The organism is Sorangium sp. So ce448, assembly GCF_051520915.1.
GTDB lineage: Bacteria > Myxococcota_A > Polyangia > Polyangiales > Polyangiaceae > Sorangium > Sorangium cellulosum_B.
This window is the reverse complement of sequence record NZ_CP150343.1, coordinates 10717977-10736009: the sequence shown is the minus strand read 5'-3', so window position 1 is coordinate 10736009 and position 18033 is coordinate 10717977. Positions and strand designations below refer to the sequence as shown.

Annotated in this window: 16 protein-coding genes; 11 read left to right on the top strand and 5 right to left on the bottom strand. The window is 72.5% G+C overall.

The window, feature by feature from the left end:
• Nucleotides 1-137 precede the first annotated feature (137 nt).
• Entirely contained in the window at nt 138-776 is a 639-nt protein-coding gene (locus WMF45_RS40535; protein WP_437711450.1) for a hypothetical protein, read from the top strand.
• Between the two features lie 187 nt (nt 777-963).
• Here the strand turns inward: WMF45_RS40535 and WMF45_RS40530 are convergent, their stop codons facing one another.
• The 5 genes from WMF45_RS40530 to WMF45_RS40510 all read right to left on the bottom strand — a co-directional run bounded on the left by WMF45_RS40530 (nt 964) and on the right by WMF45_RS40510 (nt 6308).
• Nucleotides 964-1947, bottom strand: a complete 984-nt coding sequence (locus WMF45_RS40530) for a lysylphosphatidylglycerol synthase transmembrane domain-containing protein (RefSeq protein ID WP_437711448.1) — start codon at nt 1945-1947, stop codon at nt 964-966.
• Nucleotides 1948-2059: 112 nt separating this feature from the next.
• The gene (locus tag WMF45_RS40525; protein WP_437711446.1) at nt 2060-3121 is read right to left on the bottom strand and encodes a glycosyltransferase family 2 protein; all 1062 of its coding nucleotides are present in this window, start codon (nt 3119-3121) and stop codon (nt 2060-2062) included.
• 259 nt (nt 3122-3380) lie between these two features.
• On the bottom strand, nt 3381-4076 hold the full coding sequence (locus WMF45_RS40520; RefSeq protein WP_437711444.1) for a DUF3226 domain-containing protein: 696 nt from the start codon (nt 4074-4076) through the stop codon (nt 3381-3383).
• Nucleotides 4073-5182: an AAA family ATPase gene (locus WMF45_RS40515; RefSeq protein WP_437711442.1), complete on the bottom strand. Its 1110-nt coding sequence runs from the start codon at nt 5180-5182 to the stop codon at nt 4073-4075. The genes WMF45_RS40520 and WMF45_RS40515 overlap by 4 nt, the downstream gene beginning before the upstream one ends.
• A 298-nt stretch (nt 5183-5480) precedes the next feature.
• Nucleotides 5481-6308 carry a hypothetical protein gene (locus WMF45_RS40510; protein ID WP_437711440.1) on the bottom strand — a complete coding sequence of 276 codons (828 nt, stop codon included), beginning with the start codon at nt 6306-6308 and terminating at the stop codon, nt 5481-5483.
• 361 nt (nt 6309-6669) lie between these two features.
• On the opposite strand from WMF45_RS40510, the gene WMF45_RS40505 reads away from it, so the two are divergent.
• The 10 genes from WMF45_RS40505 (at nt 6670) to WMF45_RS40460 (ending at nt 18029) form a co-directional block, all read left to right on the top strand.
• Nucleotides 6670-8700: a serine/threonine-protein kinase gene (locus WMF45_RS40505; protein ID WP_437711438.1), complete on the top strand. Its 2031-nt coding sequence runs from the start codon at nt 6670-6672 to the stop codon at nt 8698-8700.
• A gap of 51 nt (nt 8701-8751) precedes the next feature.
• Nucleotides 8752-9051 (top strand): hypothetical protein, encoded by a 300-nt coding sequence (locus WMF45_RS40500; RefSeq protein WP_437711436.1) that lies wholly within the window; start codon nt 8752-8754, stop codon nt 9049-9051.
• The gene (locus WMF45_RS40495) at nt 9048-9866 is read left to right on the top strand and encodes a sigma-70 family RNA polymerase sigma factor (RefSeq protein ID WP_437711435.1); all 819 of its coding nucleotides are present in this window, start codon (nt 9048-9050) and stop codon (nt 9864-9866) included. Before WMF45_RS40500 ends, WMF45_RS40495 begins: the two co-directional genes overlap by 4 nt.
• Before the next feature lie 26 nt (nt 9867-9892).
• Nucleotides 9893-10855: a hypothetical protein gene (locus WMF45_RS40490; RefSeq protein ID WP_437711433.1), complete on the top strand. Its 963-nt coding sequence runs from the start codon at nt 9893-9895 to the stop codon at nt 10853-10855.
• A 32-nt stretch (nt 10856-10887) separates the two neighbouring features.
• Nucleotides 10888-12048: a PEGA domain-containing protein gene (locus WMF45_RS40485; RefSeq protein ID WP_437711431.1), complete on the top strand. Its 1161-nt coding sequence runs from the start codon at nt 10888-10890 to the stop codon at nt 12046-12048.
• A gap of 185 nt (nt 12049-12233) precedes the next feature.
• Entirely contained in the window at nt 12234-13625 is a 1392-nt protein-coding gene (locus WMF45_RS40480) for a PGRS family protein (RefSeq protein ID WP_437711429.1), read from the top strand.
• A gap of 164 nt (nt 13626-13789) precedes the next feature.
• A complete protein-coding gene (locus WMF45_RS40475) occupies nt 13790-14905 on the top strand; it encodes a hypothetical protein (protein WP_437711427.1) in 1116 nt (371 codons plus the stop codon).
• Nucleotides 14906-14922: 17 nt separating this feature from the next.
• Nucleotides 14923-16482, top strand: a complete 1560-nt coding sequence (locus WMF45_RS40470; RefSeq protein WP_437711425.1) for a PGRS family protein — start codon at nt 14923-14925, stop codon at nt 16480-16482.
• A gap of 17 nt (nt 16483-16499) precedes the next feature.
• Nucleotides 16500-16637 carry a hypothetical protein gene (locus WMF45_RS40465; protein WP_437711423.1) on the top strand — a complete coding sequence of 46 codons (138 nt, stop codon included), beginning with the start codon at nt 16500-16502 and terminating at the stop codon, nt 16635-16637.
• A 528-nt stretch (nt 16638-17165) separates the two neighbouring features.
• On the top strand, nt 17166-18029 hold the full coding sequence (locus WMF45_RS40460; protein WP_437711421.1) for a helix-turn-helix transcriptional regulator: 864 nt from the start codon (nt 17166-17168) through the stop codon (nt 18027-18029).
• Nucleotides 18030-18033: the final 4 nt, after the last annotated feature.

Genomic DNA, 18033 nt, shown 5'->3' with positions numbered 1-18033 from the left:
TACTTGACCCCACCCCCCGCTGTCAAGGAGCGGGGGGAACATCGCGAAAGGACGCGGAAGGACGTGTAACGACGCGGAACGACGTGAGCGCGCGGGAAGGGCAGGGCGCGACGCGCGGCCCGCGGTAGAATGGCGCCATGTCGCACTACCGGGATCATCTCGATGCGGCTCGCGCGCGCATCGAAACCCTCGAAGCCAAGCTGAAGGAGCGGGATGCGGCGCTCGCCGCCCGGGACGCGGAGATCGCGGAGATCCGTGCGGAGGTCGAGCGGTTGCGTGACGGATCGGACGATGATGGGCCGCCCGACGGGCCGCTCGGCCGGGGCGGCGGGCAGCGGGCCCTGCTGGTGGCGCTCGCGGTGTGCAGCTTCGCCACCGCGACGGGCTATGCGATGGTGCGCCCCTCGCACTGCCTGCAGCGCGGCGGGGCGTACCCCCCCTCCGCCGAGGTGTCGCTGCGCTCTCACGAGGGGTACGACGCCTTGTCGAGCCGGGTCGACGGGGCGCGCGTCCGGGTGGGCAAGGCCGCGGGCGCGGCGCTCGAGCACGGCCGCGTCCGGGCGAAGCGCTGCTGGCAGCCCGACGGGCCGAGCGGGGAGGGTAGCGTGACCGTGACCTTCGCGCCGAGCGGCGAGGCCGACGTGGCGCTGGACGGGGCGCCCTTCGCCGGGACCGAGGTCGGCGCATGCGTGGTCGACGCCTTCCGGGCCGCCGCGGCGCGGGTGCCGGCCTTCGAGGGGGAGCCTCTTCGGCTCACGACCCCTATTTCTCTCTAGTACCGCGGGGCAGAATCCTGCCAGGGATCTGCCTCGCGAGCGGAGAGGGAGAGAATTCAACGCAAAGACGCCAAGGCGCAAAGACGCAAAAATGCAAGAATTCTGTTCTTTTTCGCGCCTTGGCGTCTTTGCGCCTTGGCGTTGAATTCTCTTTCCGGATCCCTCGCCGGACTCCTGGTGCGTGGAACTAGCCGGATCCGGGGGTGGAAGGGGCCGGGGAGGTGGGCGGGGGGGCCAGCTGCCAGCTCACGAAACCGACGGCGACGACGATGAGGTAGATGACGGCGAAGACCAGCAGGCCGAAGCTGACGCCGTGCTCGGCGGTGAAGCCGAGCGAAGGGAACACGAGGGAGAAGAAGAACTCTCGGACACCTACGCCGGCGATCGAGATCGGCAAGAGACCGAGCAGGTTCGCGATGGCGAGCAAGCAGGTGACGTCGAAGAGCGACAGCGGTACGCCGAGGGCGCGCGCGATGAGGTAGCCCTGCGCGAAGTTGACGACGAACGTCGCCACCGTGACCGGGAGCGTGAAGAGGAGCCCGCGCCCGACATGAGCGCGCAGCGCGACAAGGAAGCGGCTCGCCGCGCCGGGCTCCGCGCTCTCCGACGGATCCTTCGCGAGCTTGCGCGAGAAGGCGAGCAGCAGCCGCTCGGCCAGCCCGGGGATGAGCAACACGAGGGGCGCCAGGACCGTGAGGGCGATTCCACCCCACGTCAGCCAGGCCAGGCGGCCGGCGATCACGGCGCTGTAACGCGCGACGCCGACCGCGACGAACGCGGCGAGCACGTAGAGATCACACAGCCTGTCCATCACGACGGTGGCCAGCCCCTCCGCGTAAGGCACGCCGAGGTCGTGGCGCAGGTAGCGGATCCGGAGCAGGTCGCCGACCCGCCCGGGGGTCAGCATGCCGACGTAGAGCGACGTCGCGTAGGCGCTCCACGCACGCCGAAGCGGATAAACGATGCCCCGGGCACGCAGCAGCGCGTCCCAGCGGACCACCTTGAGGTGGATGTTGAGGACGTTCAGCGCCGCCGCGAGCGCGAGCGGGCCAGCCGAGGCCGAGACGACCGCGCCGAGCACCGCGTCCCGGTCGTCCATGCGCATGACCACGAGGACGAGCAAGAGCGGGCCAATCAGGCGGACGAGGGCACGCAGGGCGGTGCGGCTCACGACGGCGAACCCCGGCCGCGCGCTCAGCGCGGCGCCGCGGAGCAGAGGGCCTGAAGAGAGGCGAGGCGCCCGGAGGCAGGGACCGAGGACCGATCGAGGCGAGGCGCGGAGATCACTCGAACTCCTCGCGGATGGGCGGCTCGTCTGCCAGGTGGCGCTGCTGCATCTGGAAGGTGAGGAACTCGCCGATGAAACCCATCGAGAAGAACTGGATGCCGAGGAGGATCATCAGCACGCCGAGGAGGAGCAGCGGCCGGTCTCCGATCTTGTGACCGAGCAGCCAGAGGAACGTCAAATACGCGTTGATGGTCACGCCGGTCGCCGCGAAGACCAGGCCGATGAGGCCGAAGAGGTGCATCGGCTTCTTCGAGTAGCGCGTCAGGAACATGACGCTGAGCAGGTCGAAGAAGCCGCGCAGGATGCGCTCCAGTCCGTAGCGCGAGGCGCCGTACTTGCGGGCGTGGTGGCGCACCGGGATCTCCGTGACGCGGAAGCCTTGCCAGGCGGCGAGCGCCGGGATGTACCGGAAGAGATCTCCGTAGATCGGGATGGTGCGCAGCACCTCGCTACGGTAGGCCTTGAAGCCACAGTTCATGTCATGGAGCTTCACGCCCGTGACCGCGCGGACGGTCCCGTTGAAGATCCGGGACAGGACGAGGCGATTGGCGGGGTCGAGGCGGTTGACCTTCCAGCCCACCACGACGTCGAGGCCCTCCTCGACCTTGGCGATGAAGCTCGGCAGATCGGCCGGGTCGTCCTGGAGATCGGCATCCATCGTGACGACCACGGCGCCCCTGGCCTTGCGGAAGCCGGCCGTGAGCGCCGTCGCCTTGCCGAAGTTCTTCCGCAGCCGGATCCCCTTCACGACCGGGTTCTCCGCGCGGATCCTGGAGATGACGCCCCAGCTGTCGTCCGTGCTGCCGTCGTCCACGAAGATGAGCTCGTAGGAGAAGCGCCCTTTCAAGGCCTGATCCACCCGCTGCGCGAGCTCCATCAGGCTCTCCGCCTCGTTCAGCCCCGGGACGACCACCGAGACGTGCGGCGCCGCCGAGGCGGCCGGCGCGATGGCGGGCGCCATGAGGCTCGGGCGAGGATCGAAGGCGGAGAGCCCGAACGTGGCCCGGTCCTCCGGAGCCTCGTGAGGGGCAGGTGTGGGGGGCTGGTCCACAATCACGGCGGCGGAGGATAGCAGAACGTCACGAGAAGGCGCGGTTCCGTCCGAGAACGCGCCGCGAGCGCTACGGCAACAGGGGCAGGACGTGCTGCCGGTTACCGGGAGGGGGGCGGGGGAAGGGTTGCGGAGAGCCGGCCGGGGCAGCGTGGGGGTCCGCAAGTCCACAGAATCGTTGGTCCAAAAAGGCCGAAGTGCAGCACCGCCCGCTGCCGTGTGCTGGCAGGGGGGAGGGGAAGCGCTGCCGGGCCGGTCCCGCTGGTCAGAGATCGTAGAGGCGCTTCATCCAGTCCACGAACGAACGTGCGAGGGGGGCCCGGGGATCGAGGGAATGGTTCCTCACCGCCTCGTGCAGACGGGCGCCGGGGGGCTCCTGCCATGCGAGCCACGTGTGGATCTCAGCCTTGTGCGCGTGGACATCGAGCCAGGGTCTGAGCGGCGGATCGATCCCGGGGTTTGCGTTCGCGTGCTCACGCATGAGCTCCTGAGCCCTCTGCATCGCCGAGCGGACATGCTCGCCCAGCGCGGTGGGCATCGAGGTCCGGAACTGCGCGAGGAAGCTCTCCATCGCGCCGACGGACTGGTTGTCGGGCATGATCCACACACCGAAGCGCCGCCCGCGGTCCGCGTCGAGGACGAGGCCGCCCGGAGGCAAATCGGCAGGGAGGCGGTCGCGCGTCTCGGCAGGCGCATGGGCGCGCACCTGGGCCCAGCGGCTGCCGGTCAGATCGGCGTCGATCACCACCCCGACGATCCTCCGCCCGCTCTCCTTCCACCGGACGCCGAGCCGGCCGAGTACCTGGTCGTCGCTGCCGCACCATTCGATCTCGACGAGGCGCTGCCCCTTTCTCGGTTCCCAGGGCGTCCCTGTGGCCTTCTCGAAGACCTCGGCCACGACCAGGAGATCGTCGATCCCCTCGACGAGGAGCAGCTTCGGGCCCGGAGGTGCGGGGATCACCGCACCTCGGCGCCGATCTCGGCTGCGATCCGGATCTCGTCGTCGGTGAAGGCGATGGCGCGAGGGTTGCCCCGCTCGATGCGCTGGATGGTGACCTCGGGCCGCGGCGCCTCCCCGGCTTCGACGATCGCGGCGAGGCTCTGCGCGCAATCGCGGCTGTGGGTGGCGGCGAAGACCTGCACATCGAGCCGCTTCGCCGCGTCGTGGACGAGGCGCCACATGTCCCCCATCACGCTGTAGTGCAGCCCGGTGTCGATCTCGTCGATGAGCAAGACGCCTCCAGCGGCGCGCACCACGCTGAGCGCGATGCCCAGCATGCGCCACATGCCGTCGCCCATGCTCCCGAGCGGGATCCGGTGCTTCGTGCCCGCGAGCTTCACGGCGATGCCGCCTCGCCCGTCGCGGGAACGGAGCGCGCTGCCCAGGGGCGCGATCCGCTCGATCCCGGGCTCGATCGAGCGGAGCGCACGAAGGAGGACCTCCTCGTTTTCGGTCAGGACGACCTCTTCCAGACGTGAGACCGTGGCCTGCGCGTCGAGCGCTCGCGTGGTGACGAGCTCGACCGGACGAGCTTCGTTCTCTGGGCTCCTGCGGTGCCGCTGCGGAAGCCAGCGGTCGAGAATAAGCCCGCCCGCCCGCGTCAGGGGGAAGGTCAGCACGTCACCGCGGTTCCACTGGAGCGCGATGGCGAAGGCGCCTGATGGCCCTGCCTGAGGCTCGGGCTCGGTCGGATCCACGGGCAGCGTGAGCTGCTGTGCGGGAAGGGCCTCGACGATTCGCACGTCGAGTGTGAGGAACTCGGGGTCGTTCCTGCCGGTGATACGGAACGCGCTGCCCAGGTCGATCTCGTGCCCCTCGAAGAGGTGGGCAACCTCCATCGCCTGGACGTCCGGAATACCGCGCGGCGCCTGCACGTACTCGCCTCGCTGGTAGAGTACCGACCTGAGAGGCCCCGGATCCCCGACCCGGAGCAGGATGTGCAGCGCTTCGAGGACGGTCGTCTTTCCGCAGTTGTTCGCGCCCACGAGGAGGTTGACGCGCCCCAGGCCGCTCATCGTGAAATCGCGGAGGCCGCGAAACTGTTGGACGGAGAGCTCGCGCAGCACAGCCGCCTCCAGGCGTCGGGGACGCTACCGGACGCCGTGCACAGGGGCAAGGACGCTGGGCGGTCTGCCGGCCGGCGCGACCCGGCCGACGGCTGCGGAGGCCCGGCAGGGGTTCGGGCAAGCGCGGCGGGGAGCCGGCAGGCGGGCGGGCAAGGGCTGCGGAGGGCCGGCAGGGGTTCGGGCAAGGGCTGCGGAGACCCGGCAGGCGGGCGGGGAAGGGCTGCGGAGGGCCGGCAGGGGGTCGTTGAAGGGCCGCGGAGACCCGGCAGGCCCCCGCGCTCCTCCGGCCGTCAGACGCTCATTCGGGCGCGCTCTCCGGCGCCTCGGGCTCCACGGCGTCCTCCTTCGCGGCCTCTTCCTCTGCGGCGTCCTCCTCCGGCGCGGCGGCGGCCGGGGCGCGCTGCGGGCTGCGCTCGAGGAGCGCGAGGAACGGCGCGTGGAGCGCCTGGAGCATGTCGCGCTGCTTGCCGCTCGGCGTGTGCTCGATGAGCCAGCCGATGTCGTCGTGGATGGCGTTGAACGCCTGCGTGCAGCCTGCCACCGCCTCGCGGATGCGCTTCGAGCGCGCGACCGCGCGCTTCTGGCCGGAGGTGCGGCCGAGACCTCTGGCGAGCGCCTCCGTCGCCTCCTCGACGCGCTTCAGGTACGCGCCGGCGCCGACCTTCTTCACGTCGGCGGCGAGCGGCGCCTTGCCCGCGACCGCGACCTGGTGCCAGCCGTAGTCGACCTCGGCGTCGTACGCGTACTGGGTCTGCTCGGTGCCCGCCCCCGCGAGCAGGGCGCCGCGGAGCCGCACCGCGGCGTCGCGCTGCGCCGGGTCCTTGCTCTCGGCCGCCGAGGCCAGGAACAGGTGGAGCGCCCGCTGGGCCGTGTCCCACTCCGTGTCGAGCTCGGCGAGCACCGCGGCCGAGGCGACGCCGAGCGCCTCGTCGAGCGCCGCGATGCTCCAGCGCGCGCGCAGCTTCCAGACCACCGGCCTGGGCGCTTCGATGAGCAACGCCGCGGGGACGCGGTTCGGGACATCGTACTTGTCTATCGAGACGCCCTTCCACGCTCCCTGCTCGAGATCCCGCGCGAACGCGCTGAACGCCTTGTCCGTGACGAAGCTGTATCCATAGGCTGCCATCGCTCTCTTCTCCGATCCTCCCCCAGGAAACTGAGCATCTTAGCGGGAGCGACTCGCGCGTTCGCAACCGCTTTGCGCAAACGGTCCTGTCGGAACCGTGCTCGGCGCGGCCAGTGGCCACTGGCCGGAGGCCAACTGGCCAGTGGCCTGAGGGCAGTGGCCAGCGGGCATGCGAGGGCCGGCGGGCCGTGCGCGCCTGGTGGCCGGCGGTCGCGTCGTTCCGGCGGCCGCGTCGTTTTCGAAGGGGGAGATTGTCGATCGGGTGAGCACTCCGGCGGCGCCGAACCGACATGGGTAGGCGACGGCAGCGCCTCCAGAGGAGGAGCGCTCGCCGGAGAGGCACCCGCCCATGGACAATGCGATGCTCCCTCTCACGGAACCGACGAGACGGCCGGCCTTCATCACGGCGGCGCCGGCCGTCAAGGCGTCGGCCGTGACGGCGGCGCTGGCCGTCACGGCGGACCTGCCCACCGCCGCGCTGGCCGTCACCGAGGCGTTCCCGCCGCAGCAGCTCGCGGATAGCGTGGGCGCCGGGAAGGAGCGGGAGAGCGCCGTGAGCGACGCCGAGGAGCCGATCGAGCGGCAGGTGTTCCAGCCGGGTCAGGTCTTTCACCAGATGGAGATCGTGCGCTTCGTGGGCGCCGGGTACTCCGGCGAGGTGTACGAGGTCCGCCACCGGATCACCGGGGCGCGGTGCGCCCTCAAGATGATGCACCTGCGCGACCGGAAGGACGCCAGGAAGGCCGAGAGGAGCCTGGCCGAGGCCCACGGGACGTTCGGGATCCAGCACGCCAACGTGGTCGAGGTCTACGACATCGGCTGCGAGGCCGACGGCACGGCGTGGATGCTCATGGAGTTCCTCGACGGGCCGACGCTGAGCACCATCCTGGAGCGCCAGGGGAGGCTGTCGCCGTTGTTCGCGCTGCACGTCGCGCTCGAGGCCGCGTGGGGGCTCGACGCGGCGCACGAGAACCAGATCATCCACCGCGACGTGAAGCCGGACAACATCGTCTTCACCGCGGACGGGATGGTGAAGGTCGTCGATTTCTCGATCGCGAAGGTCATCCCCTACGAGATGCGGACGACCCAGCGCAACGTGCGCCTCGGGACGGCCGCGTACATGGCGCCCGAGAACCTCGCCGGGAACGAGGCGGACGCACGCTTCGACGTGTACTCGCTGGGGCTCGTGCTCTGGGAGATGATGGCCGGCCGCCACCCGTTCCGCGACGCGTTCGACGACCGGACGAAACTCGTGAACTGGCAGTTCTTCGCGGATCCCGCGCCGCTGTCGGAGGTGGCGGGGCTGCCGGAGTACGTGGACGAGGTGCTCCGGCGCGCGACCGCGAAGCAGCCCGCGGCGCGGTACCTGTCGATGGCCGAGATGGCGCAGGGCATGATCGCGCTGCGCAGGCGCCTCGAGCAGGACGAGGCGGAGGGCCGGATCTCGCTGGCGACGCCGCCCGGCGAGCCGCCGGTCCCGGGCCGGCCCGGGCGGCGCGCGGTCTACCGGGCGCCGGTGACGGGGCCGACGCTCGAGGTGCCGCGGCGGGAGCCGTCGGCCAGGGTGGTGGTGGCGTCGCCGGCGCCCGCCCAGGGGCCCGGCGGGACGATGCCGATAGATCTGGAGAGCATCCGGGCGGCGGCGCTCGGGCCTGGACCGTGGCCGGCGGGCCGCGAGGGGGACGGGCGCGCGCCGGGCAGCCAAGGGAGGACGGCGCGGGGGACGGAGATCATGGAGGTGGCGGAGCGGGCGTCGCGCTCGTCGCCATCAGCGCCGCCGCCGGGGTCGTACCGGCCGCCGGCGGTGCGCACGACGAGCCCGATGCTCCGGCTGATGGCTGCGGAGGGCGAGCGCGGGTCGGGGGAGCGGGGAGAGGGAGCGCGCGCCGGGCGCGAGGTGCGCATGGCGCCGTGGATGCTGATCGCGCTGGTGCTCGCGTCCTCGGCGGCGAGCGCGCTGGCCGTGCGGTGGCTCGCGCTGCCGGGCACGCCGGCGGTCTCGGCGGAGGATGCCGGCGCAACCGCGGCTGTCAGCGCAACGGCGGCTGCCAGCGCAACGGCGGCTGCCGGCGCAACGGCGGCTGCCAGCGCAACGCCGGTCGGAGCGGCGGAGGCCGCAACGCCGGTCGGAGCGGAGGGAGCGGAGGGCGCAACCTCGGTCAGGCCGGCAAGCCCGGTCAGGTCGGCGGCAGCAGGCCCAACCTCGGTCAGGTCGGCACCAGTCACGTCGGCAACCCCGGCCAGGCCGGCGGCGGCAGCAGGCGCAGCAGGCGCAACCTCGGTCAGGCCGGCCGTCAGGACGGCAACCCCGGTCGGGTCGGCGCGGCCAGCGGCGAGGGCCAAGCCGGGGCGGCAGGGGGCCGCGCCCTTCGGAGACGCACCGATTTTCTAGGGATGTGCAGAGCAGGGCGCTGGAGCGTGCGAGCGCGGAGAGGAGGCCGGAATGTCACAGGACGATCGAAACGACGAGCAGCGGCTGCGCGCGGAGCGCGTGGTGGCGGAGACGATCGAGCGGAGCCTCGCGCCGTACCGCGGGCTCGTGCCGGAGGCGATGCTCGCGCAGCTGCGCGAGGCGATGGAGGACGAGCTCGTCAAGAACCCCTACTCCGTCGCGCTGTTGCGCCAGCTGATGGCGCGGCCGGTGCCGTCGTCGAGCGGGGAGGTGTCGTGCGAGGGCGTGCCGGCGGAGCGTGGCCACGACCGCAACGGAGGCGCGGCGGGCGGCGGGAGGGAGGGCGCGTGACCGGCGAGGGCAAGGACGCCGAGGTGCTGCCGCTGCTCACGCCGAGGCAGCGGGCGATGGTCGAGCGCGCGTTGCCGATGGTGGAGGCCCAGGCTCGCTGGTACGCGCGCCGGTACGCGGGGCTGGTCGACCGGGACGAACTCGTCGCGGCGGGCTCGGCGGCGGTGGTGGACGCGGTGCGCCGGTACGACGAGGCGCACGGCGTCTCGTTCGAGGGGTACGCGCGGGCGCGGATGGACGGCAGCATGCTGGACCTGATCCGCGTGGAGACGCAGGCGCGGCGGCGGGACGTGGCGATGCGGCGTGCGATGGCGGCGCTGTCGGAGCACCACCAGGGCGGGTTCGACGTGTTGCGTGACGGTCCCGAGGAGATCCAGGGCCGGCTCCAGGAGTTCTGCGACGCGCTGGCGACGGTGGGGGTGGTGGCCGGGGTGGCGGCGATGCGGCAGCCGGTGTCGGACGACGAGGCGGCCGAGCGGGTGGAGTACGTGGGTGCGATCCGAGCGCTGGGGGAGGCGTTCGCGGAGCTGCCCGAGGACGAGCAGCGGGCGCTCGGGGCGGTGTTCGTGGACGGGATGGACATGCGCGAGGCGGAGGCGTTCCTCGGGGTGCCGTACATCACGGTGCGGCGGCGGCTGGAGCGAGGGCGGGAGCGGCTGCGCAAGGCGCTGTGGAAGCGAGGGGTGAAGGAGATGCCGCATCTGCGGGGCGAGCCGGGGGTGGGGCCGGTGCTGCGCGGTGTGCGGGGTGATGGGCCGGGGGGAGGAGACCCGGAGGGCGCGGGGAAGCGAGGACCCGGGCCGCGCGGGCGGTAGGCCGCGCGGGTGCAGGGAGCGGAGCGATGGCGAAGCAGGACGGCGAAGCGGCGGGCGGGCCCCGGGTGATCCGGGGCGGCGGAGAGGACGCGGCGAGGGCCTACGCGGTGGGCGAGGTCGCGCCGGGGCCGCTGCAGCCGACGGTGGAGATGGAGCGGGTCCACATCGAGGATCCGGCGCGTGTGCCGCCGCCGCGGGAGGGCGCGCGGCGAGGCGGCGGGGCGCGCAACCCGGAGCAGCGCGCGCCGCTGGCGGACGCCGGGGCGCCGAGCGTGTCGATGCCGGAGGGGCTAGCGGTGACGAAGCGGCAGCCGATCGTGATCGACAGCGAGATCCTCGCGGAGTGGCACGGGGGGCGGGGCGGAGGCGAGGAGAGGGGGAGCGAGGGGGCGGGGAGAGACGCGGCGACCGGGAGCGAGGCGAGCAGGATGGACGCGGCGATCGGGAGCGAGGGAACTGGGCGTAAGGCGCCGCGGCTCGCAGAGGTCGCGGCGGCGCGGCGCACGGAGCGGCGGGCGGGCCGGCAGCGCGCGGCGTGGGTGCTGGCGATGGGCGTCCTCTTGGCGATCGGGGTGACGGTGCTGCGATCCGTGTGGGGAGCGGGCGGCGGTGCGGGAGAGGAAGCGCGCGGCGCAGGCGTGGCCGCGCAGAGCGACGAGAAGGCAGGCGCGCTGGGGGCAGCGATGGCCAGCGCTCCGGCAGTGAGCGCGTCGGAGGGGCCGATCTCAGCGCCGGTTGGATCTGCGGCCTCGGTGCCGACGACGCCGCCCGTGGAAGGATCGTCGGGAGCAGCGACCAGCTCCCAGCAGGACAGGTCGGGCAGGCCGGCGGCGTCGGCGGCGTCGCAGGGCGCTGCGCCGAGGGCGCGCGCTGGCAGCTCCGCGACGCCGACGCGGCAGGCGCCGAGCGCGCCGGCGGGCGCGCCGCCGGCGTGGGAGAGGCAGGGCGCGCCGCCGCCGAGCCCCTACGACACGCCGAACTTCGATTGAGCCGCCAGGATGGATCGACGATGGGAGACGCGATGAGGAAACGGACGATGCTCTTGACGGGCGCGGCGCTCTGCGCGCTGTCCGCCTGCTCCCTGGCGCCTGCGACGGTCCTGGCGCAGCCCGCGCCGCGGGCCGCGGCGGCGAGCGGCGACGACGAGGGCCGTGGCGACAACGCCCGCGCGACGCAGCTCTACCGTGAGGGGAACGATGCGTTCAAGCAGAAGCGGTGGGCGGACGCGGAGCTGCTGTACCTGAAGGCGTGGGCGCTGGTGAGGACGTTCGACATCGCGGCGAACCTCGGGGAGGTGCAGATCCAGCTGAACAAGGCGCGGTCAGCGGCGACGTTCCTCGCGTTCGCGCTGAGGACGGCGCCGCCGTCGACGAAGCCGGAGCAGATCGCGCGGATCCGGCACTTCCTCGACGAGGCGAAGGCGCAGGTGGGGACGCTGCGCGTGCGGGTGAAGAACGCAGCGGACGCGGAGGTGCTCGTGGACGGGGAGCGGGTGCCAGAGGACGCGGTGAAGCACGAGGTGTACGTGGAGCCCGGGGAGCGCACGCTGTTGATCCGGCGAGCGGGGTACGAGGACGAGGTCATGCGGGTGGTGGCGGCGGCGGGGGTGACGGAGACGGTGATGCCGGAGCTGAAGCCGAAGGCGGTGAAGGTGCCGGAGGCGACGGGGCCGGGGACGGCGGAGCAGGGGACGGCGGGGGCGAAGGCGCCGGGGGATGGAGGCGTCGCAGGCGTGAAGGGCGCAGCGGCGAGCGGGACGGGGAACACGAAGGTGCCCGCGGCCGGGGCGAGGGTGGAGGAGCGGAGCTGGGTGCCGGTGATCGCGCTGGGGGCAGCGAGCGCGGTGGGGCTCGGCGTGGCCGTGGGGTTCACCGTGGCGTCGAACAATGCGAGCGCAGACGTTGACAGGCGAGGCAACGCAATCCTGCAAGCGGGAGGGCAGTGCAGTAAGCCTTCCGCGGCGTTCGTTAGCCGGTGCGACGAGCTCGACAGCTCGCTTCGTCGGATCGATACGTTCGGCAATGGAGCGCGCCTGGCTTACGTGGCGTCGGGAGCGTTAGCGATCACTGCGGCCGCGTACGCGCTCTGGGGGCCGCCACGCGAGATGCGAACGAGCCGCATTCGCGCACTCCCTGAGTTGCGAACGGATGGCGCAGGGTTCGCCGTGTTGGGCGTCTGGTGATGACGATGAAAAGAGAGACGATGAGGATCCGCAGAGCGTGCTGGCTCGTCGGGTCTGTTGGCGCGGTGGCTGTTGCGAGTGGCTGTGAGGTCCTTTGGAGCAATGAGGCCGGGGATTGTCGGCGCGCGTTGACGTGTGAGTACTTCCTGGCGGTGGGGGCTGGAGGCGGGACGCCATCGGACTGTGTGCCTAGCGAGAGCAAGGCCGTGGTGGATGACGGGTGCGGCGTGTTCGTGTCGTCGTCCGGCGCTGACGAGAACGTCGCGACGAAGGAGGCTCCGTTGAAGACGCTACGCGCAGCGCTGGCGCAGGCTGAAGCGACGCGAACGCGACGCGTATACGCGTGCGCAGAGACGTTCAACGAAGCCGTCGAGGTCGCGGGGAGCGTGACGATCTACGGGGGCCTGGACTGCGCGGGCGGGTGGGGTTGGGTCGGTGAGCAGCGCAAGACGGTGCTGACGGCGAGCGCTGGGGAGATCCCGCTGATGATGCGCGGAGGCGGAGCTGAGGCGACCGTGCGCGTGGAGGACGTGCACGTGCAGGCGCGCGGGATCGATGCGGACGATGCGGCGCTCGCGGGAGCGTCGTCGATCGCGGTGGTCGCGGACGAAGTGAACGTGGAGCTCGCGCGGTGCGTGTTGGAGGCGGGGGACGCTGCGGCGGGACCCGAGGGAGCTGCGTACGAGACGAGCGCGATGGGTGGAGCCGAGGGAAACAGCGGCAACGTGGCGTGCTCGGAAGCCCTCGTTGTTCCGGGCGGAGAAGTGAAGAACGACTGCGGCACGCCGGAGGATGCGAGCGACGATTCGTCGGGCGGCTTGGGTGGCATAGGTGCAGCGGGCACCGGCGGTCCTGGGGCCCCGGGTACTCCGGAGAACGAGGTGAACGGCGGCAAAGGTGAAGGCGCCGCGCTATGTTCCGAGGGGACCGCTGGAACCCCCGGAGCGGCGGGCATGCCCGGCGCAGGGGCGAGCGGCCTCGGCGAGCTCAGCGCATCCGGTTACGTCGGCGCCGCAGGTGGTGACGGCGTGAAGGGCACCACAGCGCAGGGCGGCGGCGGCGGCGGCGGCGCGAAGGGCGGCGCGGGCGCAGACAAGTGCACGGACGCAGCGTTGGCCGGCGGCGCGAGCGGGGGCTCCGGTGGCGCCGGCGGTTGCGGTGGTGCCGGCGGTCGAGGTGGCGGCGCCGGCGGAGCGAGCATCGCGCTGGTGAGCCTGAACGCTGTGCTGTCGTTCGAGGAGGTGACGCTGAAGACGGGGCGCGGCGGAGCCGGCGGGAAGGGAGGCGCCGGCCAGGAGGGAGGCGCTGGAGGCGCCGGTGGTCCTGGTGGAACGAAGCCCGAGGAAGCGACGGTGTTGCACGACGCGTGCGCGGGCGGCCCGGGTGGCAAGGGAGGCGTTGGCGGTCCCGGTGGCGGCGGGCGAGGTGGTCACACGCTGGGGATCGCATACAAGGGCGCGGCACCGGCTGTGGAAGGAGCGACGGTGGAGCTGGGCGAAGTTGGCGCAGGCGGCCCTGGCGCGAACGCGGAGGGCGAGGGCGCTGCGGGCGTGAAGGCCGAGGTGCAAGCGTTCTGATGTGAGGCGGCTCGGTGCGGTGGCTGCGGCGAAGAGGACGCCGCGGCTGCCGTGTGGAGCGAGGCGACGAGGACGACGAGGGCGACGGCGTGCCGGAGCAGGCGCGACGAACGGCGGACGTGTGCGCGCGGTGAGAGCGCGACGAGGGCGCGAGGAGCGAGCAGGTGAACGGTGAACGTTGCGCGGACGAGGGAGCGAACGTGAGGCGAGAGCTGCACGCGGGGTGGCTGGCGATGTCGGTGCTGTTCGGCATCACGGCAGCGACGACGAGCGCCCGTGGCGAGGACGGGCGAGCAGCGCCGGGGTGGAGCGCGGAGAGCGAGCGTGACCGCGCGGTGCGTGACTTCGAGGACGGTCGTAGAGCGCACGCGGCGGGCCAGCTGGAGGATGCGGAGCTCGCGTATCTGCGGGCGTGGGCCCGGCTGAAGACGTACGACATCGCGGGGAACCTCGGGCAGGTGCAGTTACAGCTGAACAAGCCCGCGTCCGCGGCGAAGTACCTGGCGAACGGGGTGCGCGCGGCGGGGCCGGAGATCGAGGCGGAGCGGCTTGCGCGGATGCAGGCGCTGCTTTCGGCGGCGAAGGCGCAGGTGGGGACGGTGCGCGTGCGGGTGAAGAACGCGGCGGACGCGGAGGTGTTCGTGGACGGCGAGCGTGTGCCGGCGGAGGAGATGACGCACGAGCTCTATGTGGAACCCGGGCAGCACCTGCTGGTGATCCGACGCGCGGGGTACGAGGACGCGGTGAGGCCGCTGGCGACGGTGCCAGGGGTGACGGAGGAGATCACGATCGACCTGCAACGAAAGACGGCGACGGCGCGGGGGGCTGTGGGCGCGCCGGTGAACGGGGAGGCGAACACGAAGGCGCCCGCGGCGGGGGCGCAGACGGAGGAGCAGCGGAGCTGGGTGCCGGTGATCGCGCTGGGAGCCGCGAGCGCGGTGGGGCTCGGGGTGGGGGTCGGCTTCACGCTGGCCTCGAACGCGGCGAGCGCGGACGCTCGCGCGCAGCGCGAGGCCATCCTGAGGGTCGGTCCTGGATGCCTTGACGCACCGCGGGCGCTCGCCGATCGGTGCGCGCAGCTCGCCCGCACCGCCGCGCGCAGCGATCGGCTCCGTGACGTCGCCGGGGTGACGTACATCGCATCGGGCACCGTCGCGCTGGCGGCCCTGGCCGTTGCGCTGTGGCCACGCACGGGATCCGCGCCAGGGAGCGCTGTTCGCGTGGTCCCCGATCTGCGTGCCGACACGGCCGGGGTGTTGCTCGTGGGGGCGTGGCAATGAGCTCGGATCGAGGAGAGATGGGAAATCGTCCAGCGTTCTGGGCTGTGGGGGCGGTGGGCGTCATGCTGGTCGCCGCGGGGTGCGAAGCGCCGTGGGGACACCTGGGGGATGACTGCGAGGGCACGCTCACGTGCGTGCGCCACGACTGGCTGAGGTACGATGGACGTACGCCTCCCGCGTGCGTGCCGAGCGAGAACGCGAGCGCGGTGGACGACGCGTGCGGCGCGTTCGTGTCGGCGTCCGGGAGCGACGAGAACGCCGCGACGAAGGCGGCGCCGGTGAAGACGTTTCGTGCGGCGCTCGCGCTGGCGGAGAAGAGCAGGACGCGGCGGGTGTATGCGTGCGCGGAGACGTTCGACGAAGCGGTGGAGGTGACGCAGGGCGTGACGATCTACGGCGGGCTGGACTGCGCGAACGGGTGGGGCTGGGCCGGAGAGACGAGCAAGACGGTGCTGACGGCGGGGGCCGGGGAGATCCCGCTGGTGCTGCGCGGGGGCGAAGGTGAGGTGAGCGTGCGGCTGGAGGATGTGCACGTGCGGGCGCGCGGGATCGAGCGGGATGACGGATCGCTCGCGGGCATGTCGTCGCTCGCGGCGGTGGCGGAAGAGGTGCGCGTGGAACTCGCGCGGTGCGTCCTGGAGGCGGGAGACGCGGCGCCGGGAGCGGACGGAGCCGCGCACGAGACGCGTGCCCAGAAGGGTGAGGACGGGAAGCCTGGCGGCGACGCGTGCTCGAGAGACCGCATAGTTCCTGGCGGGTCCGTCAAGAACGACTGCGGCACGCCCGATGACGCGAGCGACGATTCGTACGGGGGTCACGGCGGCATGGGCGAAGTCGAGTTCCCCGGCGACGGTGCCCACGGTCGGCCTTGCGGTGCCACGAACGGAAGTGGAGGCGAGACGAATGCGTGGCGCTGCGGTGCCGGCGTCGAGGGGGTCTCGCCCGGGTCTGGCAGCCCGGGCACGGGCGCGACGGGGCTGGGCGAAATCAGCGCCAGCGGATACGTCGGCGTGGCCGGCGGTGACGGAGCGAAGGGGCGCACAGCGCAAGGCGGAGGTGGCGGTGGCGGTGCGATCGGCGGCGCGGGCGAAGGCAAGTGCCCGTCGGGGGAGTCGGCCGGCGGGGCGAGCGGCGGCTCGGGAGGCGCCGGCGGCTGCGGCGGCGCGGGCGGGCGAGCCGGCGGCGCGGGCGGAGCGAGCATCGCGCTGATCAGCCTGAACGCGCTGCTGAGCTTCGAGCAGGTGAAGCTGAAGACCGGGCGCGGCGGCGCAGGGGGCAAGGGCGGCGCCGGGCAGGAAGGCGGCGCAGGAGGCGCCGGAGGTCCCGGCGGCGAGGTGCCCGCAGGCGCCCCGCGGCTGCAGGACGGATGCGCGGGCGGCACCGGCGGCAAGGGCGGGGCGGGCGGCCCCGGCGGCGGAGGCAGGGGCGGGCACGCGATCGGGATCGCGTACAAGGGCAGGGCGCCCTTGACACCAGGCGCGACGATCGAGCTGGGCGAAGCGGGCGCAGGCGGCGTGGGAGCGACTGCAGAGGCGCAGGGCGCGGGCGGTGTGGAGGCCGAGGTGCAGGCGTTCTGAGACGAGAGAGGTGCACCATGAGGCGGTGGGTGAGCGTGGCACCGGACAAGGGCGAGGCGGACCAGCGCAGGTCGCGTCTCGTGCTGCTGGACGTGGTGCTCGTCGTGGTGGAGCTCGTGGGTTGCGCGGTGCTGGCGGCGCTGCGGCTGGTGTGAGGTTGGCGACGTAGCGAAGGCCGCGCGCAACGCGGCCTGAGGACATCGAGGGAACCGCGCGCCGCGGACGTCGGCGCGCCATGGCTCGGCTCGTCCCGAAGACGAACGCGCGAGGAGGACGAACGTGCATCCACAGCTCGCTATCCAGGCAGCAGTGCAGTCGGACGTGGGCCGGCGGCGTCGCCACAACGAGGACAGCTTCGCGGCCTTGCCGTGCGTGGGGCTCTTCATGGTCGCCGACGGTCTTGGCGGCAACGCGGCCGGCGAAGTCGCGTCCCGGATGGCCATCGAGGTGGTCAAGAGCTGCTTCGAGGGCGACAAGATCGTGGAGATCGAGTCACGCGTGGAACCGACCCTGCCGGGCGACGTCTTCCTCAGCGTGGAGCGGGGCAGAGCAGCCGAGGGGCGAGACGGAGCGCCGTGGCAGGCGCGACGAACGGCGGATGCGAGGGGGTGCCTTGGGTCGGGCAGCACAAGACCGGGCTCCGCTGTGCATTGGACAGGAAGGCTCACGGTTCAGGAGGGAACATGGAAGACATGCTGGGTGCAATGTGGCTCGTCTCGCCGCTCGGGCTCGCGATGATCGCGTGCGTCGCGATCGGCTTCGCGGTCACCGCGCGCGAAGCGCTGGGACGCGAGCGGGGATTTCGTGAGGCGCGCGAGCAGGCGCGCGATGAAGAGGAGGCGGCCCTCACCGATGCGAAGGCGCAGGCAGCGGGGGAGCGGGATCGTTACCGGCGCCTCGTGGACTGTCACGTCGACGCGGCGCTCGCCGAGTCGACAGGCGCCCGAGGGCGCCCGGTCCCCTGGCCGGGAAGGGTCCTCGAGTCGTTCTGCGCGACGACGCCTTCGTGGAGGAGGAAGCTGGCCGAGTGCACGGGGTTGGAACCGAGGGAGGTGGAGCGGCTGCTGAGGAGCGACCTGCCCATGACGCCCGGCCTCGCGCGGCAGCTGGAGACCTTCACCGGCACGCCGGCGCGGTACTGGGAGCGCCTCTGGCGGCTGCACGACGACCGCCGGACGGACGCGGAGGATACCGTGGTGGTCCAGGTCGGCGAGCCCGTCACCAGGCGCGAGAGCTCGGCGTCGCCGGCGCCGCCGACGGTACCTCCCCGCGCGCTCGACACGCCTCCGCCCGCGGTGCCGTCTCCCGAACTCGCGGCCCGAAGCCCGCGGGCGAAGCTCCCGCCGCCTCCCCTGCCGCAGCTCCGGCCACCGCGCCCTGTCCGCGCTGCCACGGGGGAAGAGCTCGCCCGTCGCGCTGCCCCCCTGACGAGCTTCCCGCTACAGCCCGACGAAGGAGGGGCGAGCCCTGCCAGTGCGTCCGATTGGGAGGACATAGAGCGCTCTCCCCTGAACACGACACTCCCGGGCGTGGGGCGCCATGGATGAGAAA

Coding starts and splice junctions, on each gene's coding strand:
- WMF45_RS40535 (WP_437711450.1), top strand. CDS start 138: ATGTCGCACTACCGGGATCATCTCGATGCGGCTCGCGCGCGCATCGAA.
- WMF45_RS40510 (WP_437711440.1), bottom strand. CDS start 6,308: ATGGCAGCCTATGGATACAGCTTCGTCACGGACAAGGCGTTCAGCGCG.
- WMF45_RS40505 (WP_437711438.1), top strand. CDS start 6,670: ATGCTCCCTCTCACGGAACCGACGAGACGGCCGGCCTTCATCACGGCG.
- WMF45_RS40500 (WP_437711436.1), top strand. CDS start 8,752: ATGTCACAGGACGATCGAAACGACGAGCAGCGGCTGCGCGCGGAGCGC.
- WMF45_RS40490 (WP_437711433.1), top strand. CDS start 9,893: ATGGCGAAGCAGGACGGCGAAGCGGCGGGCGGGCCCCGGGTGATCCGG.
- WMF45_RS40485 (WP_437711431.1), top strand. CDS start 10,888: ATGAGGAAACGGACGATGCTCTTGACGGGCGCGGCGCTCTGCGCGCTG.
- WMF45_RS40470 (WP_437711425.1), top strand. CDS start 14,923: ATGGGAAATCGTCCAGCGTTCTGGGCTGTGGGGGCGGTGGGCGTCATG.
- WMF45_RS40465 (WP_437711423.1), top strand. CDS start 16,500: ATGAGGCGGTGGGTGAGCGTGGCACCGGACAAGGGCGAGGCGGACCAG.
- WMF45_RS40460 (WP_437711421.1), top strand. CDS start 17,166: ATGGAAGACATGCTGGGTGCAATGTGGCTCGTCTCGCCGCTCGGGCTC.